The following is a 21,117-nucleotide window of genomic DNA, read 5'->3' on the forward strand; positions in this document are numbered from 1 at the left end:
GCGCGTCAGCCCTCGCTCTCGCGCTCCTGGGCGACGATCTGCTGCATCGCGTCGAGCGGGACGTAGCCGCGCACCATCTGCTCGCCGAAGACGAAACTGGGCGTGCCGCTGATCCGAAGCTTCTGCGCCAGGGCCCGGTTCTCGGCGATGATCTCGTCGACGTCGGGGTGCGACATGCCCTCCATCACGGCCTCTTCGTCGAGGTCGAGCTCGGCCGCGATCTGGCGCAGCGCGGGTTCGGTCACGTCGCCGCGCAGGGTCATCAGGATGTCGTGCACCTGTTCGTAGGCGTCGTCGCCGGCCTCGTTCAGCACCGAGATGGCGAAGCGCGACGCCAGCTCCGACTGTTCGCCCAGGATTGGGAATTCCTTGACGATGAAGCGGATGTCTCCGTCGGACTGGATCAGCTCCTTCACCTCGGGGAAGGCGCGGCGGCAGTAGCCGCAGCGGTAGTCGAGGAACTCGACCACCGTGACGTCTCCGTCCGGATTGCCGCCGACCCAGGAATGGCCGTCGTCGAAGATCGCATCGGCGTTGGCGGCGACAAGGTCGACGTCGCCCTGCGCCTGCGCCGCGGCCTGCCGCTCCTCTAGGATGGCAATGGCCTCCATCAGCACCTCGGGGTTCTCCAGCAGGTAGGCGCGCACCTGCTCGCCGAAGGCCGCGCGTTCGGCCTCGGTCATGTCGCCGATGTCGGTGGCTTGGGCCGGTGCGGAATGAAGCGCGGCGGTGGCGGCGGCGGCGAAGGCGAGTGCTTTCATGTCGGTCCCGTGGATCGTGTTGCGCATTGGCGTGCGGGTGAGCATCGCAGAGTGACGGACGGTGGCAAGGCGAAAGCCCGTGGTTGACTTGACCTCGCGCCCCGCAGGCGGCACCCCCGGTGCGAACCATTCAGGAGCATGCGGATGCGAGTGTCGAGACGCGGGGACGTCGATCCCTTCATCGTGATGGACGTGATGGAGGCCGCCCGCGCGGCCGAGGCGGAGGGCCGCCGGATCATTCACATGGAGGTCGGCCAGCCCGGCACGCCCGCACCCGCGGGCGCCCGCGCCGCCGTGGCCCGCGCGATGGAGGAGGGCAGCCTGGGCTATACCGTCGCACTGGGGCTGCCGGAACTGCGCCAGCGCATCACGGCGCTTTACGCCGACTGGTACGGGGTCGAGCTGGACCCGGCGCGGGTGGTGGTGACGGCCGGGGCGTCGGGTGCGTTCCTGCTGGCGTTCTCGGCCTTGTTCGATGCGGGCGACAAGGTGGGGCTGGGGCTGCCCTGCTATCCGTCCTACCGCCAGATCCTGAAGGCGATGAGCCTGGACGCCGTCGGCTTCCGAACGTCCGAGGCGAACGGTTACCAGCCGGTGCCCGAGGATCTGCCGTGGAACCTGCAGGGGCTGATCGTGGCCTCGCCCGCGAATCCCACCGGTGCCATGCTGGACCGGGGACAGATCGCGGCGCTGGTGGCGGCGGCCGAGGCGCGGGGCGCGGCGTTCATCTCGGACGAGATTTATCACGGCATCGACTACGACAAGCGCGCAGTGACGGCGCTTGAGGTCACCGACGACGTCTTCGTGATCAACTCGTTCTCGAAGTACTTCTCGATGACCGGCTGGCGCTTGGGCTGGATGGTCGTGCCGCCGAGCCACGTGCGCACGGTCGAGCGGCTGGCGCAGAACATGTTCATCTGTCCGACCCATGCCAGCCAGGTCGCGGCGCTGGCCGCGATGGAGTGCGACGAGGAGTGCAAGGCCAACCTTGCCGTCTATGCGAAGAACCGCCAGCTAATGCTCGAAGGATTGCCGAAGGCGGGCTTCACCCGCATCGCGCCGCCCGATGGCGCCTTCTACGTCTATGCCGATGTGTCCGACATGACCGATGACTCGCTCGCCTTTGCCCGGCGCATCCTGGACGAGGCGGGCGTCGCGGTGACGCCGGGGCTGGATTTCGACCCCGAGCAGGGACATCGCTACCTGCGGTTTTCGTACGCGCGGGCGACCGATGACATCGCCGAGGGGCTGGAGCGGCTGGCCGCGTTCACGAAGGCGGGATGAGGCCGGTTGCCGCTGCGGAAAGCTGGTTCCGCTCGGCGGATTTCCGCGCTATCGTGTGATCAATAATCCGGCATCAGACCGGTTCGGGCAGGCACGGCTGATCGGGCAGGACATGGGACGCTTGCGCTTCGCGCTTATCATCATCGCCGCGCTGACGGCGGCGGCACCGCTCCGTGCGGACGCCCCCCTGACCGCGCTCGCGCGGCCGGAGCCGGCGCGCTCCGAGATCATCGACTTCGGCAACAACATCCAGATCACGCTGGCCCTGAGCCAGCCGGTGATGTGGCGGGTCTTCACGCTCGACGGACCGGCGCGGCTGGTCTTCGACTTCTCCGAGGTCGCGTTCGAAGGGTTCAATCCCCATGAGATCGTGGACTCCGACCGCATCCCCGAAGTGGCCGCCGGACCGGTGCGCGAAGGCTGGTCGCGGATGGTTCTGGCTCTCGACGAACCCATGCTGATCGAGACTGCGGGGCTGGTGACAGCGACCGAGGACGGCACCGCGGTGCTCAAGGCCCAGCTCGCCCCGACCGACGCCAAGACCTTCGCCGCCAAGTCCGGCGCGCCCGAGACCGAGGGTTTCGTGCTGCCCGAGCCCGCCGAGGTCCCGCCGCCGCGGCCGCGCTGGCGCGGCGACCGCCCGCTGGTCGTGGCCCTCGACCCAGGGCACGGCGGCATCGACCCTGGCGCCGAGGGCGGCGGCGTGGCCGAGGCCGACCTGATGCTGAGCTTCGCCGGGGAACTGCGCGACGTGCTCGAAGCGACCGGCCGGATCGAGGTCGCGATGACGCGCAACGCCGACCTGTTCGTCCCGCTCGAGACGCGCGTGACCAAGGCGCGCGCCGCCGGAGCGGACCTGTTCCTGTCGCTGCACGCCGACGCGCTGGAGACCGGCCGCGCCTCGGGGGCGACGATCTATACTCTCGCGGCCGATGCCTCGGACGAGGCGTCGCAGAAGCTCGCCGAACGCCACGACCGAGACGACCTGCTGGCCGGGCTGGACCTGACGCATCAGGACGACCAGGTGGCGGGCGTTCTGATGGACCTCGCCCGGGTCGAGACGCAGCCGCGCTCGGACGCGCTGGCCGACGCGATCGTTCATGGCATCGCCGAGAGCACGGGCGACCTGCACAAGCGTCCGCGCCTGTCGGCCGCATTCTCGGTACTCAAGGCGCCGGACATCCCGTCGGTGCTGATCGAGCTGGGCTTCCTGTCGTCCCGCCGCGACCGCGCGAACCTGACGTCCGAGGCATGGCGTCTGCAGGCGGCCGAGGGCATCCGCGACGCGGTGCTCGACTGGGCGGAGGCGGACGCGGCGCAGACCGACCTTCTGCGCCAGTAGTCACGGCTGGCGGCGGGCGAGCCAGACGGAGTGCCCGCCGCAATCCGGGTCCTCGGGCCGGAAATCCAGCACGTCGAAGCCGCAAGCACCGAGATGGGCCCGGTACTCGGCGGGGGACAGGCTGGCATGGTAGACGGGGTGGCCCGCAACGCGGCCGATCCGCTCGCTCTGCTCGGGGCCGCTGGTGAAAAGAAGTGCGGCTCCGGGCGCCGCATGGTCCGAGAAGATGGGGAACATCGCGCGCTGGTCGGCGGGCGAGAGGTGGAAGAAGCTGTTCCAAGCCAGGATCGCGTCGAAGCGCCGCCCCAGCGCGAGGGTGCGCATGTCGGCGTGGACCGCCTCCACTCCCGGCGTGCATTCCGCAAGGATTTCGATCATTGCCGCGGCACCGTCCACGCCCGTGACGCGGAGGCCACGTGAGACGAGGTCGTCCGCGATGGGCCGGCCCGAGCCGCAGCCGAGGTCGAGCACGCGTGGCCCCGGCGCGGCGGCGATCATCCGGTCCAGCCAGCGACGCTCGAACAGCGCGGTATTTCGCGTGCGGTGCCAGTCGTGGGCGACCGTGTCGTAGGTCGGCAGGATGTCCTCGGGGCGCATCCGAGCACCTTGCGCGCCGGACCCAACGGCGGCAAGCGCTCGCGCGAACGTGACGGCGGCGGCCCGCCCACCGAGGGCGTATGGCTTTTGACCCAGGGACGCCCGAAGCCTATAGACGGGGAACCTCTTACAGGACGTCGCGATGCTCAGGTTCGTATTCTCTTTCTTCGGCGCCATCTTCAGCGCCCTGACCATCGGCGCGATGTTCGTCGCGCTGACCATCGGGGCGATCTTCTGGATGTACGGGCGCGACCTGCCGAACCACGAGCAGCTGGCGCGGTACACCCCGCCGACGATCAGCCGCATCTACTCGGGCGAAGGCCAGATCATCGACGAGTTCGCGCAGGAGCGCCGGCTTTACGCGCCCGCCGACGAGATCCCGGATCTGGTGAAGCACGCCTTCATCTCGGCCGAGGACAAGAACTTTTACAACCACCAGGGCTACGACGTGCGCGGCATGGTGGCCGCCGCCGTCGATGCGGCGCGGGGCGCGCGGCTGCGCGGCGCCTCGACCATCCCGCAGCAGGTCGTGAAGAACTTCCTCTTGTCCTCGGACCGGTCGGCCGAGCGGAAGGTCAAGGAGCTGATCCTGTCGGTCCGGCTGGAGAATTCCCTGCCGAAGGGGAAGATCCTCGAGCTGTACCTGAACGAGATCTACCTGGGCCAGAATACCTATGGCGTGGCGGCCGCCGCGCAGACGTACTTCAACAAGACGCTGGGCGAGCTGACGGTGGCCGAGGCCGCGTACCTGGGCGCGTTGCCGCAGAAACCCGCCGCGCTGCACCCGGTGCGGGACAGGGAGGCGGCAATCCAGCGGCGCAACTACGTGCTGCGCGAGATGTTCGAGAACGGCTACATCACAGAGGAGGAGTACCGCGAGGCGCGCGTTTCGCCGCTGTTGTCGGTGCAGAACGGCGATTACGACAGCTTCAAGTCGAAGCTCCCGCCGCGCGATTACTTCACCGACGAGATCCGGCGCCAGCTGTCGCGCGACTTCGGCGAGGGCGAGTTCTTCTCGGGCGGCCTGACGGTGCGCGCGACGGTGGACCCCGAGCTTCAGGAGGAAGCCGCGCGCGCCCTGCGCGAGGGGCTCGAGAAATACGACCGCTCGATCGGGCGCTGGCGCGGCACGGGCAAGACCATCCCGGCCGAACAGCTGGGCTCCGAGGAGGACTGGCGCGCGGCGCTGGCCGAGGTGGATGTCGCACGCGACATCTTCCTCGAGCACGAGTGGCACCCGGCTGTGGTGCTCGACGTGTCGAACGCGCAAGCGCGGCTCGGGATCGAGGGCGTGGGCGAGGACGCGCCCGAGCCCGTCGTGCCGGGCGAGGATGTGGGCTGGACCGGGCAATCCCTGACCGAGATGCTCGAGGTCGGCGACGTCGTCCATGTGCGTCGCATGACGCGCGACGACGACGGGTCGTTCATCCGCTGGACCCTGCGGCAGGTGCCCGAGGTCGAGGGCGGCTTCATGGCCATGGACGTGCATAACGGGCGCGTTCTGGCGATGCAGGGCGGCTTTTCCTACCAGCACTCGGTCTTCAACCGTGCCACGCAGGCGACGCGGCAGCCGGGGTCGTCCTTCAAGCCCTTCGTCTATGCCGCCGCGCTCGACAGCGGGTTCAGCCCGGCCACCATCATCGTCGACGCTCCGATCGAGGTCGAGGTCGGTGGCGGCCAGGTCTGGCGGCCCAAGAACGCCTCGAACCGGTATTACGGGCCCACGCCGCTTCGGACCGGGATCGAGCGGTCGCGGAACCTGATGACCGTGCGCCTGGCGCAGGAAATCGGGATGGAGACCGTCGCGCGATATGCCGAGAAGTTCGGCGTCTATGACGGGATGGGCCGATACCTGGCCAACGCGCTGGGGTCCGAGGAGACGACGCTTTACCGCATGGTCGCCGCCTACGCGATGTTCGCCAACGGGGGCGAGCGGGTCGAGCCGACGCTGGTCGACCGGGTCCAGGACCGCTATGGCGACACCGTCTACAACCACGACCAGCGCCGGTGCATCGACTGCGACAAGGCCAGCCTGGAGCCCGGGCGCGCCCCGCAGGTCGTCAGCGACCGCGAGCGGGTGATGGATGCCATCACCGCCTACCAATTGACCTCGATGATGCGCGGCGTTGTCGAGCGCGGCACGGCGAGCGGTGCGGTGAACCTGCCGGTGCCCACTGCGGGCAAGACCGGCACCACCAACGACGCCAAGGACGTGTGGTTCGTCGGCTTCACCTCGAACATCGTGGCGGGCTGCTATATCGGCCACGACCAACCACGGTCGCTGGGGCGCGGCGCCTCGGGTGGCGGCATGTGCGGCCCGGTGTTCAACACGTTCATGCAGAAGGCGGTCGAGAAGTACGGCGGCGGGCCGTTCGACGTGCCGCCGGGCGGCCAGTTCATCAAGATCGACCGCTACACCGGCGCCCGCCTGTCCGACGCGGCCTCGGGCGAGAACGTGGTGGCCGAGTATTTCCGCCTGGGTGAAGAGCCGGTCTTCGGCGTTGCCTTCGACGGCGGCTTCGCCATGGGAGCGAACCTGCCGCTCTTCGCGCCGGGCGAGGGCGACAGCGAGGCGGTGAGCGTCACCACCTCGACCGGGTCGCAGGCGACGATCTCGAAGAAGAAGGCCGATTTCGGATCGCTGTCGTCGGGCGGGCTCTACTAGGCGCGCCCGCTTGCCGGCCCGCCCGCGGGTTGGTATCAGCGGGGGCCGATCAGCTGGAAAAGACGGGAAGACGATGCGCGCAGAGGCACAGAACCGGGTCGAGGCCATCGAGAAGTCGCTCGCGCTGCTGCGCCAGCGGATGGACTGGGAAACGGTGCCCCACCGGATCGAGGAGTTCAACGCCATGGCGGAGGACCCCGACCTGTGGAACGATCCCGATCGCGCGCAGAAGCTGATGCGCGAGCGCCAGGCGTTGGTCGACGCCGCGGACCGCTACAAGGGGATGGAGCAGGAGCTGTCCGACAACGTCGAGCTCATCGAGATGGGCGAGTTGGAGGATGACCAGGAGGTGGTGGCCGAGGCCGAGGGCGCGCTGAAATCGCTCGAGCAGCGGGCCGCCGCCGCCGAGCTCGAGGCGCTACTGAACGGAGAGGCGGACGGCAACGACACTTTCCTCGAAATCAACGCTGGCGCGGGCGGCACCGAGGCCTGCGACTGGGCGCAGATGCTGCAACGCATGTACGTCCGCTGGGCCGAGAAACGCGGCTACACGGTCGAGCTTCAGTCCGAGGAACCGGGCGCCGAGGCGGGGATCAAATCGGTGTCCTACAAGATTTCCGGGCCCAATGCCTATGGCTGGCTCAAGACCGAAAGCGGCGTTCACCGGCTCGTGCGCATCTCGCCCTTCGGCAAGGGCACGCGCGAGACCTCGTTCGCGAGCGTCTGGGTCTATCCGGTCGTCGACGACAACATCGAGATCGAGGTGAACCCGGCCGACATCCGCGTGGACACCTATCGGTCGTCCGGCGCGGGCGGGCAGCACGTCAACACCACCGACTCGGCGGTGCGGATCACCCACGCCCCCACGGGCATCGTGGTGACGAGTTCCGAGAAGTCGCAGCACCAGAACCGCGACATCGCCATGAAGGCGCTGAAATCGCGGCTTTACCAGATGGAGTTGGACCGCCGGAACGCGGCGATCAACGAGGCGCACGAGAACAAGGGCTCGGCCGGCTGGGGCAACCAGATCCGGTCCTACGTGCTGCAGCCTTACCAGATGGTGAAGGACCTGCGCACAGGGGTCGAGACGTCGGACACGCAGGGCGTGCTCGACGGCGCGCTCGACCAATTCATGGCCGCGACGCTGGCGCTGGACGTGTCGGGCAAGAGCCGGGCCGAGGCTGCGGCGGAAGAGTGATCCTGCGGAGCGCGCTGTCGCGCGCACTGTCATCCTGAGGGCGGGGGCTCTGCCCCCGCGTCCCCCGGGATATTTCCAGACCGAAGATGATTAGTGCGGGGTCGACTTCGAGAAGACGTTGATCACCACGATGCCGGTCAGGATTAGGGCCATGCCCAGCACCGCGGGCAGATCGAGGCGCTGGCCGAAGACCAGGAACCCGATCATCGCGATGAACACGATGCCCAGCCCGGACCACATGGCATAGGCGATGCCGACGGGCAGCGTGCGCAGTACCATCGACAGCATGTAGAACGAGATCGCGTAAGCCACCGCCACCACTAGCGTGGGCAAGGGCCGGGTAAGCTGGTGGCTCGCCTGAAGCGCGGTGGTGCCGATGGTTTCGGCGGCGACGGCGAGGATGAGCAGGATGTAGGTCTGCATGGACGGCACTCCTTTCGCCCCCTCGTATCCGTGCCGCACGGGCGACGAAAGGGGCGTCAGGTGGCGATATAGCGGTCCCGACGGTGGTTTATCGCAATCACGAGGTTGAGCACCACGGCGCCCAGCAGCGACCAGGCCACGACCTCCCACGGAAACAGAAACAGCGCAACCGTGAAGATGATCGCATCGGCGATCAGCTGGACATAGCCCGCGCGGAAGCCGGTGGTGTCCTGGACCAGCAGCGCGATCACGCCTAGACCGCCGAGCGAGCCGTTGTGGCGGAACATGGCCAGAAGGCCCAGACCCACCAGGCTGCCGAAGGTCAGGGCGCCGATGGCGACGTTGACCTTGCCCAGCTCGAACCCGAGCGGCAGGAAGTCGGTGACCAGCGACAAGAGCGTGACCGAGATCAGCGACTTGACGGTGAATTCGAGCCCCAGCCGCCGGTAGGCGACGAGGTAGAAGGGCAGGTTGATGGCGAAGAACACCGTGCCGAAGGAAAATCCGCTGAGATACGAGATGATCACGGCCAGTCCCGCCGTCTGCCCGGTGATCAGGCCGACATGGGTCAGCACGTGGATGCCCAGCCCGCACAGGAAGATGCCCAGCGACAAGCCCTGCACGTCCTCGAGCGGCGTGTGTTTCACGGGTTCACGAACGTCTGTCATGGGCCGAGACTAGCGGCGGGGCCGCGCCTGTGCAGTGGGAACACGAAAAAAGGGGCCGGAACGTGCCGGCCCCCGAAGAATTTTCAGCCGCGTGCGGCGGAAATGCTCAGCTGAGCGCCTTGTTCAGGTTCTCGTCGATCTTGTCGAGGAAGCCCTGCGTGGTCAGCCACTTCTGGTCGGGGCCGACGAGCAGCGCGAGGTCCTTGGTCATGGAGCCGGACTCGACCGTCTCGACCACCACGCGCTCGAGCGTCTCGGCGAAGCCCAGGAGCTGCTCGTTGCCGTCGAGCTTGGCGCGGTGCTTCAGGCCGCCGGTCCAGGCATAGATCGACGCGATCGAGTTGGTCGAGGTCTGCTCGCCGCGCTGGTGCTGGCGGAAGTGACGGGTGACGGTGCCGTGGGCGGCCTCGGCCTCGACGATCTTGCCGTCCGGCGTCATCAGCTGCGAGGTCATCAGGCCCAGCGAGCCGAAGCCCTGCGCCACGGTGTCGGACTGCACGTCGCCGTCGTAGTTCTTGCAGGCCCAGACAAAGCCGCCCGACCATTTGAGCGCGGCCGCGACCATGTCGTCGATCAGGCGGTGCTCGTAGGTGATGCCCTTGGCGGCGAACTTCTCTTCGAACTCCTGCTCGTAGACCTCCTGGAAGATGTCCTTGAAGCGGCCATCATAGACTTTCATGATGGTGTTCTTCGTCGACAGGTAAACCGGCCAGCCGAGGTCGAGGCCATAGTTCATCGAGGCGCGCGCAAAGTCGCGGATCGAGTCGTCGAGGTTGTACATGCCCATGTAGACGCCGGCCGACGGCGCGTCATAGACCTTTTTCTCGATCACCTCGCCATTCTCGCCCTGCCACTTCAGCGTCAGCTCGCCGGCGCCCGGGAACTTGATGTCGGTGGCCCGGTACTGGTCGCCGAAGGCGTGACGGCCGATGACGATCGGTTTGGTCCAGCCGGGAACAAGGCGCGGCACGTTGCGGCAGATGATCGGGGCGCGGAAGACGACGCCGCCCAGGATGTTGCGGATCGTGCCGTTGGGCGAGCGGTACATGCGCTTGAGGTTGAACTCGTCCATGCGCGCCTCGTCGGGCGTGATGGTGGCGCATTTCACGCCGACGCCGATTTCCTTGATCTTCTCGGCGGCATCCACCGTGATCTGGTCGTCGGTGCGGTCACGCTCTTCGATGCCCAGATCGTAGTAGAGCAGGTCGATGTCGAGATAGGGCAGGATGAGCTTCTGCTTGATGAAGTCCCAGATGATCCGGGTCATCTCGTCGCCGTCGAGCTCGACGACCGGGTTTTCCACCTTGATCTTGGACATGGGCGATTCCCTCGCATGTTGGCTTGAGTCGGGTCGCCGCCTCATACCCCAAAGCGCAGACGGGTGAAAGACGGTATGCGGCTGTATACCGTCATCGGACCCGGGTCGGGCAAAGAAAAACCGGCGCCAGCGGACGCCGGTTTTCCCAAAGCCGCCGCGCTGGCGATCAGCGCGTGTTTTCGGTCAGCCGGCGCTTCACATAGTCGCTGACGGTGCCGATCATCTTCTCCATGTGCGGATCCTCGAAGAAGTGCCCCGCGCTCTCGACCTGTTCGTGGGTGACGGTGATGCCCTTCTGCTCCTGCAGCTTACCCACCAGCGTCTGCGTGTCCTTCGGTGGCGCCACACGGTCGGCGGTGCCGTTCACGACAAGGCCCGACGAGGGGCAGGGGGCGAGGAACGAAAAGTCGTACATGTTCGCCGGGGGCGAGACGCTGACGAACCCCGTGATCTCGGGCCGGCGCATCAGAAGCTGCATTCCGATCCACGCGCCGAAGCTGAAGCCGGCGACCCAGCAATGCTTGGCGTTCTGGTTCATCGACTGCAGGTAGTCGAGCGCGCTGGCCGCGTCCGACAACTCGCCCACGCCCTGGTCGTACTCGCCCTGGCTGCGGCCCACGCCGCGGAAGTTGAACCGCAGGACGTTGAAGCCGAGCTCGTGGAACGCGTAGTGCAGGTTGTAGACGACGCGGTTGTTCATCGTCCCGCCGAATTGCGGGTGCGGGTGCAGGATGATCGCGATCGGAGCATCCTTGGTCCGCTGCGGATGGTAACGGCCTTCCAGACGGCCCTCGGGGCCGGGAAAAATCACTTCGGGCATACGCGCGCCTGTCCTTCGTCGTCGTGCCGCCGCCGGTGAAGCTTGACGGGTCTTCGTGCAGACTTTAGAATCTTTCTAAAGTCCGGCGAGCTGCGGGTTTGCGGATCGTCAAAGCAGGTAAGCGCCCGGCCGGACGGCGTCAACTGAAAGCATGCGGGGAAGGGCCGGCCGGTGAAACTGAGCACCAAGGGACGCTACGCCATGGTCGCCCTTTGCGACCTGGCGCTCGAGGAAGCGAACGGGCTGGTGTCGCTGGGCGAACTCGCGCGGCGGCAGAACATTTCGCTTCCCTATCTGGAACAGCTCTTCGTCAAGCTGCGGCGGGCGGGGCTGGTCACGTCCGTCCGGGGGCCGGGCGGCGGCTACAAGCTGGCGCGTCCGGCCGCCGAGATCCGCGTGGCCGACGTTCTGGGCGCCGTGGACGAGACGGTGAGCGCGATGCACAAGGGCGCGGGCGCCCATGGGGGCGTGTCGGGCACCAAGGCGCAATCGCTGGCCAACCGGTTGTGGGAGGGGTTGTCGGCGCATGTCTACGTCTTCCTCCACCAGACGCGGCTGTCGGATGTCGTGAGCAACGAACTGACCCCGTGCCCGGCCGTGCCGACGCTGTTCGCGGTGGTGGACGAGGAATGAAAGGTGCGGCGCGCCTGCGGCGCGATGTTTCCGTGAAAGTGGGGGCTCTGCCCCCACGCCCCCGGGATATTTCGAGACCGAAGATGGAGCCAGCCGCTTGAAGGATCGGGTCTACCTGGACTGGAACGCCACGGCGCCTTTGCGGCCGGAGGCGCGGGACGCCATGGTCGCGGCGATCGATGTCGTCGGCAACCCGTCGTCGGTGCATGCCGAGGGACGCGCCGCCAAGGGGCTCCTCGAACGGGCGCGGGCGCAGGTCGCGGCGGCCTTCGGGGCGGATGGCGCCGACGTCGTCTTCACCTCGGGCGCGACCGAGGCCGCGGCGCTGGCGTGCGCGGGGCGCGGGCTGACCTGCGCCGGGATCGAGCATGACGCGGTTACGGCGTGGTGCGACGCGTCGCTGCCGGTGGACCGGGATGGCCGGGTGACGGTGAGCGATCCCGCGCGCACGGCGCTTCAGGCGGCCAATTCCGAGACCGGCGTGGTGCAGGACTTGCCCCATGGACTGGCCGTCGTGGATGCGACGCAGGCGTTCGGCAAGCTGCCTGTGGCATTCAACTGGATGGGCGCCGAGATGGCATTCGTCTCGGCGCACAAGCTGGGCGGGCCGAAGGGCGTGGGCGCGCTGGTGATGCGGCAAGGCACGGACATCGTGGCACGAATCCGCGGCGGCGGGCAGGAGATGGGCCGCCGTTCAGGCACCGAGAACCTGATCGGGATCGCGGGCTTCGCCGCGGCGGCCGAGGCGGCCTCACGCGAACTTGCGGACGGGATCTGGGAACCGGTTGCGGAACTTAGAAATATTCTAGAAATAGCTCTGGCGTCCGAAGCGAAAGAGACTATTTTTGTCGGGAAAGCCGCGCCGCGGCTGCCCAACACGTCCTGCATCGTCGTGCCCGGCTGGAAGGGCGAAACACAGGTGATGCAGATGGATCTGGCGGGCATCGCGATCTCGGCGGGGTCCGCCTGTTCCAGCGGCAAGGTGCGCGAAAGCCGCGTGCTGCGCGCCATGGGGTATGGCGCGGGCGAGGCGGCGTCGGCCATCCGGGTGTCGCTGGGGCCGAGCACCACGAGGGACGAGATCGAGCGCTTCGCCGAAACCTGGGCGAAGGCCTTCAGAAGATACCGGGCGCGTGCCGCCTGAGAGAAGAGAGAGTGAACATGGCTGCATTGGACACCACGGACGTCAAGGAAGGCGTCGACCAGGAAACCGTCGATCAGGTCAAGGCGCTGTCGGGGGCCTACAAGTACGGCTGGGAAACCGAGATCGAGATGGAGTTCGCGCCCAAGGGCCTGAACGAGGACATCGTGCGTCTGATCTCGGACAAGAACGGCGAGCCCGAGTGGATGACCGAATGGCGTCTGAAGGCGTTCGCCCGCTGGAAACAGATGGACGAGCCCGAGTGGGCGATGGTCCATTACCCACCGATCGACTACCAGGAGCAGTATTACTACGCCAAGCCCAAGAGCATGGCGGAGAAGCCCAAGTCGCTGGAAGAGGTCGATCCCAAGCTGCTGGAGACCTATCAGAAGCTCGGCATTCCGCTGAAGGAACAGAAGATCCTCGCCGGCGTCGAAGGCGCCGAGGACGAGGCTCCGGCCGAGGGCCGTCGCGTGGCGGTGGACGCCGTTTTCGACTCCGTCTCGGTTGGCACGACCTTCCAGAAGGAGCTTGAGAAGGCGGGCGTCATCTTCTGCTCGATCTCGGAGGCGATCAAGAACCACCCCGAGCTGGTGAAGAAGTACCTGGGCTCGGTCGTTCCGATCTCGGACAACTTCTTCGCGACGCTGAACTCGGCCGTGTTTTCGGACGGGTCCTTCGTCTACGTGCCGCCGGGCGTGAAGTGCCCGATGGAGCTGTCGACCTATTTCCGGATCAACGCCGAGAATACCGGCCAGTTCGAGCGGACGCTGATCATCGCGGACAAGGGGTCCTATGTCAGCTACCTTGAAGGCTGCACCGCACCGCAGCGCGACACGCACCAGCTTCACGCGGCGGTCGTCGAGATCATCGCCGAGGAGGACGCCGAGGTTAAGTACTCGACCGTTCAGAACTGGTTCCCGGGCGACGAGAACGGCAAGGGCGGCATCTACAACTTCGTCACCAAGCGCGCGGATTGCCGCGGCGACCGGTCGAAGGTGATGTGGACGCAGGTCGAAACCGGCTCGGCCGTGACCTGGAAGTATCCGTCCTGCATCCTGCGCGGCGACGACAGCCAAGGCGAGTTCTACTCGATCGCGATCACCAACAACTATCAGCAGGCCGACACCGGAACGAAGATGGTGCACCTGGGCAAGCGCACGAAGTCGCGCATCGTGTCCAAGGGCATCAGCGCGGGCAAGGCGCAGAACACCTATCGCGGGCTGGTGTCGATGCACCCGAAGGCGAAGGAGAGCCGCAACTATACCCAGTGCGACTCGCTTCTGATCGGGTCGGAATGCGGCGCGCACACGGTTCCGTATATCGAGGTGAAGAACAACTCGAGCCGGGTGGAACACGAGGCGACGACGTCCAAGGTGGACGACGACCAGATGTTCTATTGCCAGCAGCGGGGCCTGGACGAGGAAGAGGCGGTTGCGCTGATCGTCAACGGATTCTGCAAGGACGTGCTGCAGGCCCTGCCGATGGAGTTCGCGATGGAAGCGCAACAGCTTGTCGCCATCAGCCTGGAAGGATCGGTCGGCTAAGGCCGACCCGTACGGAGGCCCGCCATGAAGCCGTGGGAGAAGAAAGCGATGATCGTGACGACGACGCCCTCGGTCGAGGGCAAGCGGATCACGGCCTACAAGGGCGTGGTCGTGGGCGAGGCCATCCTCGGCGCGAACGTTTTCCGCGATCTCTTCGCCGGGATCACGGACATCATTGGCGGGCGTTCCTCGGCCTACGAGGCGTCGCTGGGCGAGGCGCGCACGACGGCGCTGCGCGAGCTTGAACAGCGCGCGTCGGCCGCGGGCGGCAATGCCGTGGTGGGCGTGGACCTGGATTACGAGGTCATCAACAACATGCTGATGGTCTCGGCCTCGGGCACCGCGGTCGTCGTCGAGGATTGACCTGAAACGTTACCGGCGGGGCGCGGTCCCGCCGTCCGCAAGAACACGGCGGCGCCCGGCGCCGCGAGAGACGAAGGACGAGAATAATGCTGGAAATCAAGAACCTGCACGTGAAGCTTGAAGAAGAGGATAAGCAGATCCTCAAGGGCGTGGACCTGACGGTCGAGGCCGGCAAGGTGCACGCGATCATGGGTCCGAACGGGTCGGGCAAGTCGACGCTGTCTTACGTCCTGTCGGGCCGCGACGGCTATGAGGTCACCGACGGCACCGCCACGCTGAACGGCGAGGACATCCTGGACATGGAGCCGGAAGAGCGCGCTGCCGCTGGCGTGTTCCTGGCGTTCCAGTACCCGGTCGAGATCCCGGGCGTGGGCAACATGACCTTCATGCGCACCGCCGTGAACGCTCAGCGCAAGGCGCGAGGGCAGGACGAGCTGAGCGCCGCCGACTTCCTGAAGGTCGTGCGCGAGCGCGCCAAGGAGCTGAAGATCGACGCCGACATGCTCAAGCGTCCGGTCAACGTCGGCTTCTCGGGCGGTGAGAAGAAGCGCAACGAGATCCTTCAGATGGCGATGCTCGAGCCCAAGATGTGCATCCTCGACGAGACGGACTCGGGCCTCGACGTGGATGCGATGAAGCTGGTGGCCGACGGCGTGAATGCGCTGCGGGCGCCGGATCGCGGGTTCCTCGTCATCACACACTACCAGCGTCTGCTCGACCACATCGTGCCGGACGTCGTGCACATCATGTCGAACGGCCGCATCGTGAAGACCGGCGGCCCCGAACTCGCGCTCGAGGTCGAGAAGAATGGCTATGCCGATCTGGTCGAGGAGGTGGCGTAATGGCGCTGCCGAAGGTCAAGGAAGACACCACCGAGGCGCGGCTGTCGTCGCTGTCGCTGCCCGAGGGTGGCGGCTGGGCGCGCGCTGCCCGCGAGGACGCGGTGCAGCGTCTGCGTATCTCGGGCCTGCCGCATCGTCGCGACGAATACTGGAAGTACACCGACCCGAAGACGCTGACCCAGGCCGAGCCGCAGCCGGCGGCGCTGTTCGAGACCGGTGAGGCGTCGCTTTTCGACCGGCACGACCGGCTGAAGATCGTGTTCGTCGACGGCGTGTTCGACCCGGACCAGTCCGACGACCTGTCGCTGGAAGGGCTCGAGATCGAGCGTCTGGCCGAGGCTGCGGCCAAGGATATCCATTGGGTGCGCGACCATTACGGCGTGCTGGAATCCCGGGGCCAGACCCCGGTGGCCCGGCCGCTTGCGACGCTGAACACCGCCTTCGCCGAGGACGGCGTGGTGATCCGCGTGACGGGCAAGGTGTCGAAGCCTCTAAGCCTGATTTACGTCCACAATTCCGAGACCTCCGACGCGATGTTGCATCACGTCGTGAAGGTCGAGGAAGGGGCGGAGGTCACGGTGCTCGAAAACGGACCCGCCGCCGCGCGCTTCAACACGGTGATGGAAGTCGACGTGGCCAGGACCGGCGCGTTCCACCATGTCCGCGCGCAGGGACGTGATCACGAGCGGCGCGCCGCGACGCACATCTTTGCGCATCTGAGCGAAGAGAGCACCTTCAAGTCGTTCACCCTGTCGGTCAACGGCCAGCTCACCCGCAACGAGGTCGTGGTCGAGTTCAGCGGCGACGACGCGGTCGCCCACGTGGCCGGCGCCGCCGTGGGCGACGGCGACTTCCACCACGACGACACCGTGTTCATCACCCACGACGCCGAGCGCTGCGAAAGTCGGCAGGTGTTCAAAAAGGTGCTGCGCAACGGGGCCGTAGGCGTGTTCCAGGGCAAGATCCTGGTGAAGGAAGGCGCGCAGAAGACCGACGGCTACCAGATCAGCCAGTCGCTGCTGCTGGACGAGGACAGCCAGTTCCTCGCCAAGCCGGAACTCGAAATCTATGCCGACGACGTGGCCTGCTCGCACGGCTCGACCTCGGGCGCGATTGACGAGACGGCGCTGTTCTACCTGCGCTCGCGAGGGGTGCCGGAGCAGGACGCGAAGGACCTCCTGGTGCTCGCCTTCCTGGCCGAGGCGATCGAGGAGATCGAGAACCGCGACGTTGCCGAGGACCTTGTGGAGCGGCTCGAGGGCTGGCTTTCGCGGCGCCGGGGCTGACGCCCGTGGCGCTGACGACGGACATCGTGGCAAGCTACCGCGACCCCGCCGGCGTGCTCAGACGCCGGATGGGGCCGGACAAGCGCGAGGACCGCGCGCTGGTGACGCTGGTCGTGGCCTGCGGGCTCATCTTCGTGTCCCAGTGGCCGCGGCTCTCGCGGGAGGCATATTTCGAACCCTCCATCGGCTTCGATGCCCGCTTCGGCGGCGCCTTGCTGGGCTGGATCTTCATCGCGCCGCTGCTGTTCTACGGCATGGCGGGGCTGTCGCACGCCGTCGCCCGCCTGTTTGGCGGGCGCGGCAGCTATTACGGCGCACGCATGGCGCTGTTCTGGGCGCTGCTGGCCGCGTCGCCCCTGTGGCTGCTCAACGGCCTGGTCGCCGGGCTCGTCGGCCCAGGCCCGGCCCTGAGCGCCGTGGGGCTGGTGGCGCTGGCGGCGTTCCTTGGTATATGGCTCGTGGGCCTGCGGGCCGTGGAAAAGGGGCAGGGGGTCGACGCGTGAACCTCACACTTTCGAACCTGATCCCCCACGCGCTGTTCACCGTGCGCGACCCGCAGGAGGCCGCGCGCCGGCTCATGGCGCTCGACCTGCCGCGCGACGTGCTCTGGCAGCTTCTTTTCCTGGTGGTCGTCGTCTCGGTCCTGCTGGCCGAGGTGTCGAACGGGCTGCTGGCGCTGGCCACGGGCATGCCGAGCCAGGGTCTTTTCTTGTCACCCTTCGCCATGGGCGCGGTGCAGCTGACCCTGCTCATCCTCGCCGTTTTCGCCATTCATGGCGTCGGCCGCGCCATGGGCGGCGACGGGCGTTTCGAGGACGCGCTTCTGCTGACGGCCTGGCTTCAGTTCATCATGGCGTGCCTGCAGGTGCTGCAGGTGCTGGCGCTTCTGGTGCTGCCCGCCATCGCCTGGTTGATCGGCGTCGCGGGGCTGATCCTTTTCATGTGGCTGCTGATGCATTTCGTGGCCGTCATCCACGGCTTCCGGTCGCTGGGCCGGGTGTTCGCCATGATCGTGGTGACGATGTTCGGCGCGGCGGTGGTCCTTTCCCTCCTGATGGCCCTGTTCGGGGTCCAGATACCCGAGGTGACGCAAAGTGTATGACGTGAACGCCGTGCGCCGCGACTTCCCGATCCTGTCGCGCGAGGTCAACGGCAAGCCGCTGGTCTATCTCGACAACGGCGCCTCGGCGCAGAAGCCGCAGGTGGTGATCGACGCGATCACGCAGGCCTACGCGATGGAATACTCCAACGTGCACCGTGGTTTGCACTATCTTTCGAACCTCGCGACCGAGCATTACGAGGCCGTTCGAGGCAAGATCGCGAGCTTCCTGCGCGCCCCGTCCGAGCGCGAGATCGTCATGACCTCGGGCACGACCGAGGGCATCAACCTCGTTGCCTATGGCTGGGCCATGCCGCGGATGGAGCCGGGGGACGAGATCGTGCTGTCGGTGATGGAGCACCACGCCAACATCGTGCCCTGGCACTTCCTGCGGGAACGGCAGGGCGTGACGCTGAAATGGGTGGACAGCGACGCCGACGGCGGGCTCGACCCGCAGGCGGTGATCGACGCGATCGGGCCGAAGACCAAGCTGGTCGCGATCACACACCTGTCAAACGTGCTGGGCACCAAGGTCGACGTGAAGGCGATCTGCCACGCCGCGCGCGAACGCGGCGTGCCGGTGCTGGTCGACGGCTCGCAGGCGGCGGTGCACCTGCCGGTGGACGTGGCCGACATCGGCTGCGACTTCTACGCCGTCACGGGCCACAAGCTCTATGGCCCCAGCGGGTCGGGCGGCATCTTCATCCGGCAGGAGCGGATGGACGAGATGCGCCCCTTCCTCGGCGGCGGCGACATGATCCGCGAGGTCCACAAGGACACCGTCACCTGGACCGACCCGCCGATGAAGTTCGAGGCCGGCACGCCGGGCATCGTGCAGCAGATCGGCCTTGGCGTGGCGCTCGACTACATGCAGTCGCTGGGGATGGAGAACATCGCCGCGCACGAGGAGAGCCTGCGGGATTACGCGACCGAGCGTCTGTCGGGCCTCAACTGGCTGAACCTGCAGGGGACCGCGGCGGACAAGGCGGCGATTTTCTCGTTCACGCTCGAGGGGGCGGCGCACGCCCACGACATCTCGACCGTGCTCGACAAGAAGGGCGTGGCGGTGCGCGCCGGCCACCACTGTGCCGGGCCTCTGATGGACCATCTGGGCCTCACGGCGACCTGCCGGGCTTCCTTCGGGCTCTACAACACGCGAGAAGAGGTCGACGTGCTGGTGGATGCGCTGGAGCTGTGTCACGAGCTTTTCGCGTGAGGCTTGCGCTCGGCTGATGAGCGCCGGTGGCGCACGCCCTTTCGTGCGCCCTGCGGGCGGCCGGGGCTCTGCCCCGGACCCCGGGATATTTCCGGACCGAAGATGGGGCAGATCCCGGTTGCGGCGTCCGGACCGCACGGTTATAGAGCGCGGCAGGCACCCGTAGCTCAGCTGGATAGAGCGCTGCCCTCCGAAGGCAGAGGCCATAGGTTCGAATCCTATCGGGTGCGCCAATAAAATAACGAGCTTGGCCCGCCACTCAAGCAGCACCGAAATCCCTCCGCACAGATATCCGCACAGAAATGGCGTTGGGTGGTAGGTTTCTGGGCGGGCTGATGGTCTCGCGAATCGTATCGGTCTCGCGTCAAATCCCGATCTCGATCGACCCGGCTGTCAGCGTGGAATGCGGATCTCCTCTGGGGATCGCGGTCTCCAGAATGTCGAAGCTGCGACCGCCGTCGTCACAGTCGTCGTACGTGCCCACGATCTCATCGGCTCGGGCCCAGTCGCTCCACTGGGCCCGCGAGTCTTGCGAGACCATGCCCTGTGCCGAGGCAGAGTATCGAACGGCTGGCTGAAGGTGCTCGAGGATGGAAGTCTCCTGCGGTGCGGTCGCGCTGCCGAGCCGTAGATTTTCCCGATGAGATCGTCGATGAAGGACAGTAGAGCCTCGCTCCTGCCGGGCAGGAAAAGCGGGAAAAGCCGCCGAGATCGGCCGGGGACAGGCATACCCCGACATAGAGAATTTCACAGGCGCGAGCTTGCTGGCGTGGAGAGGCTCGGAAACGGATCTTCAGCTCGCGCCGTCGCCGTCAGTTTCGCCCGGGTGGCAGAGGATGCAGGGCACCCTTACTTCCTCCCGATCGTCGAGCGGCGTGTCCAGGCGGTCGAAGATGGCTGAAACCATCGCCGAGACGTCCTGGCGGACCATTCCGACGTTGTCTTCCAGCAGGGCGGCGAAGGGGTCCCAGTCGAAGCAGCCGAACAAGGTCCGACGCTTGTTCGCGCGCAGCCACCTGACGACCCCCTCGAGCGAAATTGTGGAGTTGACGAAAAGCGCGCCCGGCAGCTCGAAGTCAAGGTCGTCGAGCGCCTTCCGTGCCTTTTCCGAGGCGTAGCCGCAGGTCAGCACGTGGCTGTCGGGCAGTTCGATCCCTCGCTCCGCGTGTTCGTCGCGGAAGCCCCGGATGCGCGCGCCGGTATTGTGGTCGGCGGCGCGGCCGCCCACGAACAGCAGCGGGCCGTTGTCGGTGCCGACACGGTCGAGGATGAGCGCGGTCAGCTCGCGCGCGCCGGCGTAGTTGTCGGAGATGACGGAGGGCGCCTCTCGCCCCGGCAGGTCGAGGTTCAGCGTGCGCACCCCCGCCGCGGCGCAGGTCCGCGCGATGCGGTCAGGATCCGTGGCGCCGGTGGCAATGACATGCTCGACGCGATAGCCGATCATCTCGCGCGCCGCCTCGACCTCAAGGTCCGGATCGCGCTCGGTGCAGGTGATGATGGGGAACAGGCCGCGCTGGCGCGCGCGGGCCTCGAACTGCTCGGCGATCGCCCCAAAGTAGCGGTTGTCGTATTTCGGCATGATCATACCGATCACGTTCGACCGCTCCCGGCGCAGCGCGCTGGCCTGAAGGTTGCGCGCGTAGCCCTCGCGTTCGGCTATCTCGATCACCCGTTCGGCAGTCGCCTTCGCGATGCGCCGTTTCTTCCAGCTCCCGTTGAGGATCGCACTGACGGCGCTCGGCGACGCGCTCGACAACTGCGCAATGTCGTAGATCGTCGTCCGGCGGTTCTCGGCGTTTCTGTTCGTGCCCGTCACACGGTCCTCCCGCCTGCTATATCGATTGAGCATTGACATGTATCACGATTCGCCGCAACGTGCTACATCGATTGTGCACCCGATGTGCAATCGATATA

The 21,117-nt window shown here is 66.8% G+C and carries 21 protein-coding genes and 1 tRNA gene; 14 read left to right on the forward strand and 8 right to left on the reverse strand.

Annotated features, from left to right (window positions below; translation table 11 throughout):
* Nucleotides 1-5: 5 nt before the first annotated feature.
* Nucleotides 6-761 carry a DsbA family protein gene (locus BM162_RS11975; RefSeq protein ID WP_093422474.1) on the reverse strand — a complete coding sequence of 252 codons (756 nt, stop codon included), beginning with the start codon at nt 759-761 and terminating at the stop codon, nt 6-8.
* A 144-nt stretch (nt 762-905) separates the two neighbouring features.
* Here BM162_RS11975 and BM162_RS11980 point away from each other — a divergent pair, with 144 nt between their 5' ends.
* Nucleotides 906-2,045 (forward strand): pyridoxal phosphate-dependent aminotransferase, encoded by a 1,140-nt coding sequence (locus BM162_RS11980; protein WP_093422155.1) that lies wholly within the window; start codon nt 906-908, stop codon nt 2,043-2,045.
* A gap of 112 nt (nt 2,046-2,157) precedes the next feature.
* A complete protein-coding gene (locus tag BM162_RS11985; protein WP_093422157.1) occupies nt 2,158-3,387 on the forward strand; it encodes an N-acetylmuramoyl-L-alanine amidase in 1,230 nt (409 codons plus the stop codon).
* Here the strand turns inward: BM162_RS11985 and BM162_RS11990 are convergent, their stop codons facing one another.
* The gene (locus tag BM162_RS11990) at nt 3,388-3,984 is read right to left on the reverse strand and encodes a class I SAM-dependent methyltransferase (RefSeq protein ID WP_093422159.1); all 597 of its coding nucleotides are present in this window, start codon (nt 3,982-3,984) and stop codon (nt 3,388-3,390) included.
* A 142-nt stretch (nt 3,985-4,126) separates the two neighbouring features.
* On the opposite strand from BM162_RS11990, the gene BM162_RS11995 reads away from it, so the two are divergent.
* Nucleotides 4,127-6,649: a penicillin-binding protein 1A gene (locus BM162_RS11995; protein WP_093422162.1), complete on the forward strand. Its 2,523-nt coding sequence runs from the start codon at nt 4,127-4,129 to the stop codon at nt 6,647-6,649.
* 73 nt (nt 6,650-6,722) lie between these two features.
* Nucleotides 6,723-7,847, forward strand: coding sequence for a peptide chain release factor 2 (gene prfB, locus BM162_RS12000; protein ID WP_093422165.1), 1,125 nt, complete (start codon nt 6,723-6,725; stop codon nt 7,845-7,847).
* A gap of 90 nt (nt 7,848-7,937) precedes the next feature.
* On the opposite strand, the gene BM162_RS12005 is transcribed toward prfB, so the two are convergent.
* The 4 genes from BM162_RS12005 to BM162_RS12020 all read right to left on the reverse strand — a co-directional run bounded on the left by BM162_RS12005 (nt 7,938) and on the right by BM162_RS12020 (nt 11,076).
* Entirely contained in the window at nt 7,938-8,270 is a 333-nt protein-coding gene (locus BM162_RS12005; RefSeq protein WP_093422167.1) for a DMT family transporter, read from the reverse strand.
* A 56-nt stretch (nt 8,271-8,326) separates the two neighbouring features.
* Nucleotides 8,327-8,938 (reverse strand): YitT family protein, encoded by a 612-nt coding sequence (locus tag BM162_RS12010; protein WP_093422169.1) that lies wholly within the window; start codon nt 8,936-8,938, stop codon nt 8,327-8,329.
* 106 nt (nt 8,939-9,044) lie between these two features.
* Nucleotides 9,045-10,256, reverse strand: coding sequence for an NADP-dependent isocitrate dehydrogenase (locus tag BM162_RS12015; protein WP_093422171.1), 1,212 nt, complete (start codon nt 10,254-10,256; stop codon nt 9,045-9,047).
* 166 nt (nt 10,257-10,422) lie between these two features.
* Nucleotides 10,423-11,076 carry an alpha/beta hydrolase gene (locus BM162_RS12020; RefSeq protein WP_093422174.1) on the reverse strand — a complete coding sequence of 218 codons (654 nt, stop codon included), beginning with the start codon at nt 11,074-11,076 and terminating at the stop codon, nt 10,423-10,425.
* Nucleotides 11,077-11,247: 171 nt separating this feature from the next.
* On the opposite strand from BM162_RS12020, the gene iscR reads away from it, so the two are divergent.
* The 10 genes from iscR (at nt 11,248) to BM162_RS12070 (ending at nt 19,436) form a co-directional block, all read left to right on the forward strand.
* The gene (gene iscR, locus BM162_RS12025) at nt 11,248-11,709 is read left to right on the forward strand and encodes a Fe-S cluster assembly transcriptional regulator IscR (protein WP_093422176.1); all 462 of its coding nucleotides are present in this window, start codon (nt 11,248-11,250) and stop codon (nt 11,707-11,709) included.
* A gap of 97 nt (nt 11,710-11,806) precedes the next feature.
* Nucleotides 11,807-12,853, forward strand: a complete 1,047-nt coding sequence (locus BM162_RS12030; protein ID WP_093422179.1) for a cysteine desulfurase family protein — start codon at nt 11,807-11,809, stop codon at nt 12,851-12,853.
* A 17-nt stretch (nt 12,854-12,870) separates the two neighbouring features.
* The gene (gene sufB, locus BM162_RS12035; protein ID WP_093422182.1) at nt 12,871-14,397 is read left to right on the forward strand and encodes a Fe-S cluster assembly protein SufB; all 1,527 of its coding nucleotides are present in this window, start codon (nt 12,871-12,873) and stop codon (nt 14,395-14,397) included.
* 48 nt (nt 14,398-14,445) lie between these two features.
* Nucleotides 14,446-14,760, forward strand: coding sequence for a heavy metal-binding domain-containing protein (locus BM162_RS12040; protein WP_093422477.1), 315 nt, complete (start codon nt 14,446-14,448; stop codon nt 14,758-14,760).
* A gap of 86 nt (nt 14,761-14,846) precedes the next feature.
* Nucleotides 14,847-15,602: a Fe-S cluster assembly ATPase SufC gene (gene sufC / locus BM162_RS12045; protein ID WP_093422184.1), complete on the forward strand. Its 756-nt coding sequence runs from the start codon at nt 14,847-14,849 to the stop codon at nt 15,600-15,602.
* The gene (gene sufD / locus BM162_RS12050) at nt 15,602-16,888 is read left to right on the forward strand and encodes a Fe-S cluster assembly protein SufD (RefSeq protein WP_093422188.1); all 1,287 of its coding nucleotides are present in this window, start codon (nt 15,602-15,604) and stop codon (nt 16,886-16,888) included. Before sufC ends, sufD begins: the two co-directional genes overlap by 1 nt.
* Before the next feature lie 5 nt (nt 16,889-16,893).
* Nucleotides 16,894-17,391 carry a YIP1 family protein gene (locus BM162_RS12055; protein ID WP_093422190.1) on the forward strand — a complete coding sequence of 166 codons (498 nt, stop codon included), beginning with the start codon at nt 16,894-16,896 and terminating at the stop codon, nt 17,389-17,391.
* Nucleotides 17,388-17,990, forward strand: a complete 603-nt coding sequence (locus BM162_RS12060; RefSeq protein ID WP_177215144.1) for a YIP1 family protein — start codon at nt 17,388-17,390, stop codon at nt 17,988-17,990. The genes BM162_RS12055 and BM162_RS12060 overlap by 4 nt, the downstream gene beginning before the upstream one ends.
* Entirely contained in the window at nt 17,983-19,203 is a 1,221-nt protein-coding gene (locus BM162_RS12065) for a cysteine desulfurase (protein WP_093422195.1), read from the forward strand. The genes BM162_RS12060 and BM162_RS12065 overlap by 8 nt, the downstream gene beginning before the upstream one ends.
* A 156-nt stretch (nt 19,204-19,359) precedes the next feature.
* Nucleotides 19,360-19,436: transfer RNA gene (locus tag BM162_RS12070), tRNA-Arg, on the forward strand.
* 131 nt (nt 19,437-19,567) lie between these two features.
* Here the strand turns inward: BM162_RS12070 and BM162_RS22800 are convergent.
* Nucleotides 19,568-19,744 (reverse strand): hypothetical protein, encoded by a 177-nt coding sequence (locus BM162_RS22800; RefSeq protein ID WP_177215145.1) that lies wholly within the window; start codon nt 19,742-19,744, stop codon nt 19,568-19,570.
* Between the two features lie 252 nt (nt 19,745-19,996).
* On the reverse strand, nt 19,997-21,019 hold the full coding sequence (locus BM162_RS12075) for a substrate-binding domain-containing protein (RefSeq protein WP_245759249.1): 1,023 nt from the start codon (nt 21,017-21,019) through the stop codon (nt 19,997-19,999).
* Between the last annotated feature and the right edge of the window lie 98 nt (nt 21,020-21,117).

Source organism: Tranquillimonas alkanivorans (assembly GCF_900115595.1).
GTDB lineage: Bacteria > Pseudomonadota > Alphaproteobacteria > Rhodobacterales > Rhodobacteraceae > Tranquillimonas > Tranquillimonas alkanivorans.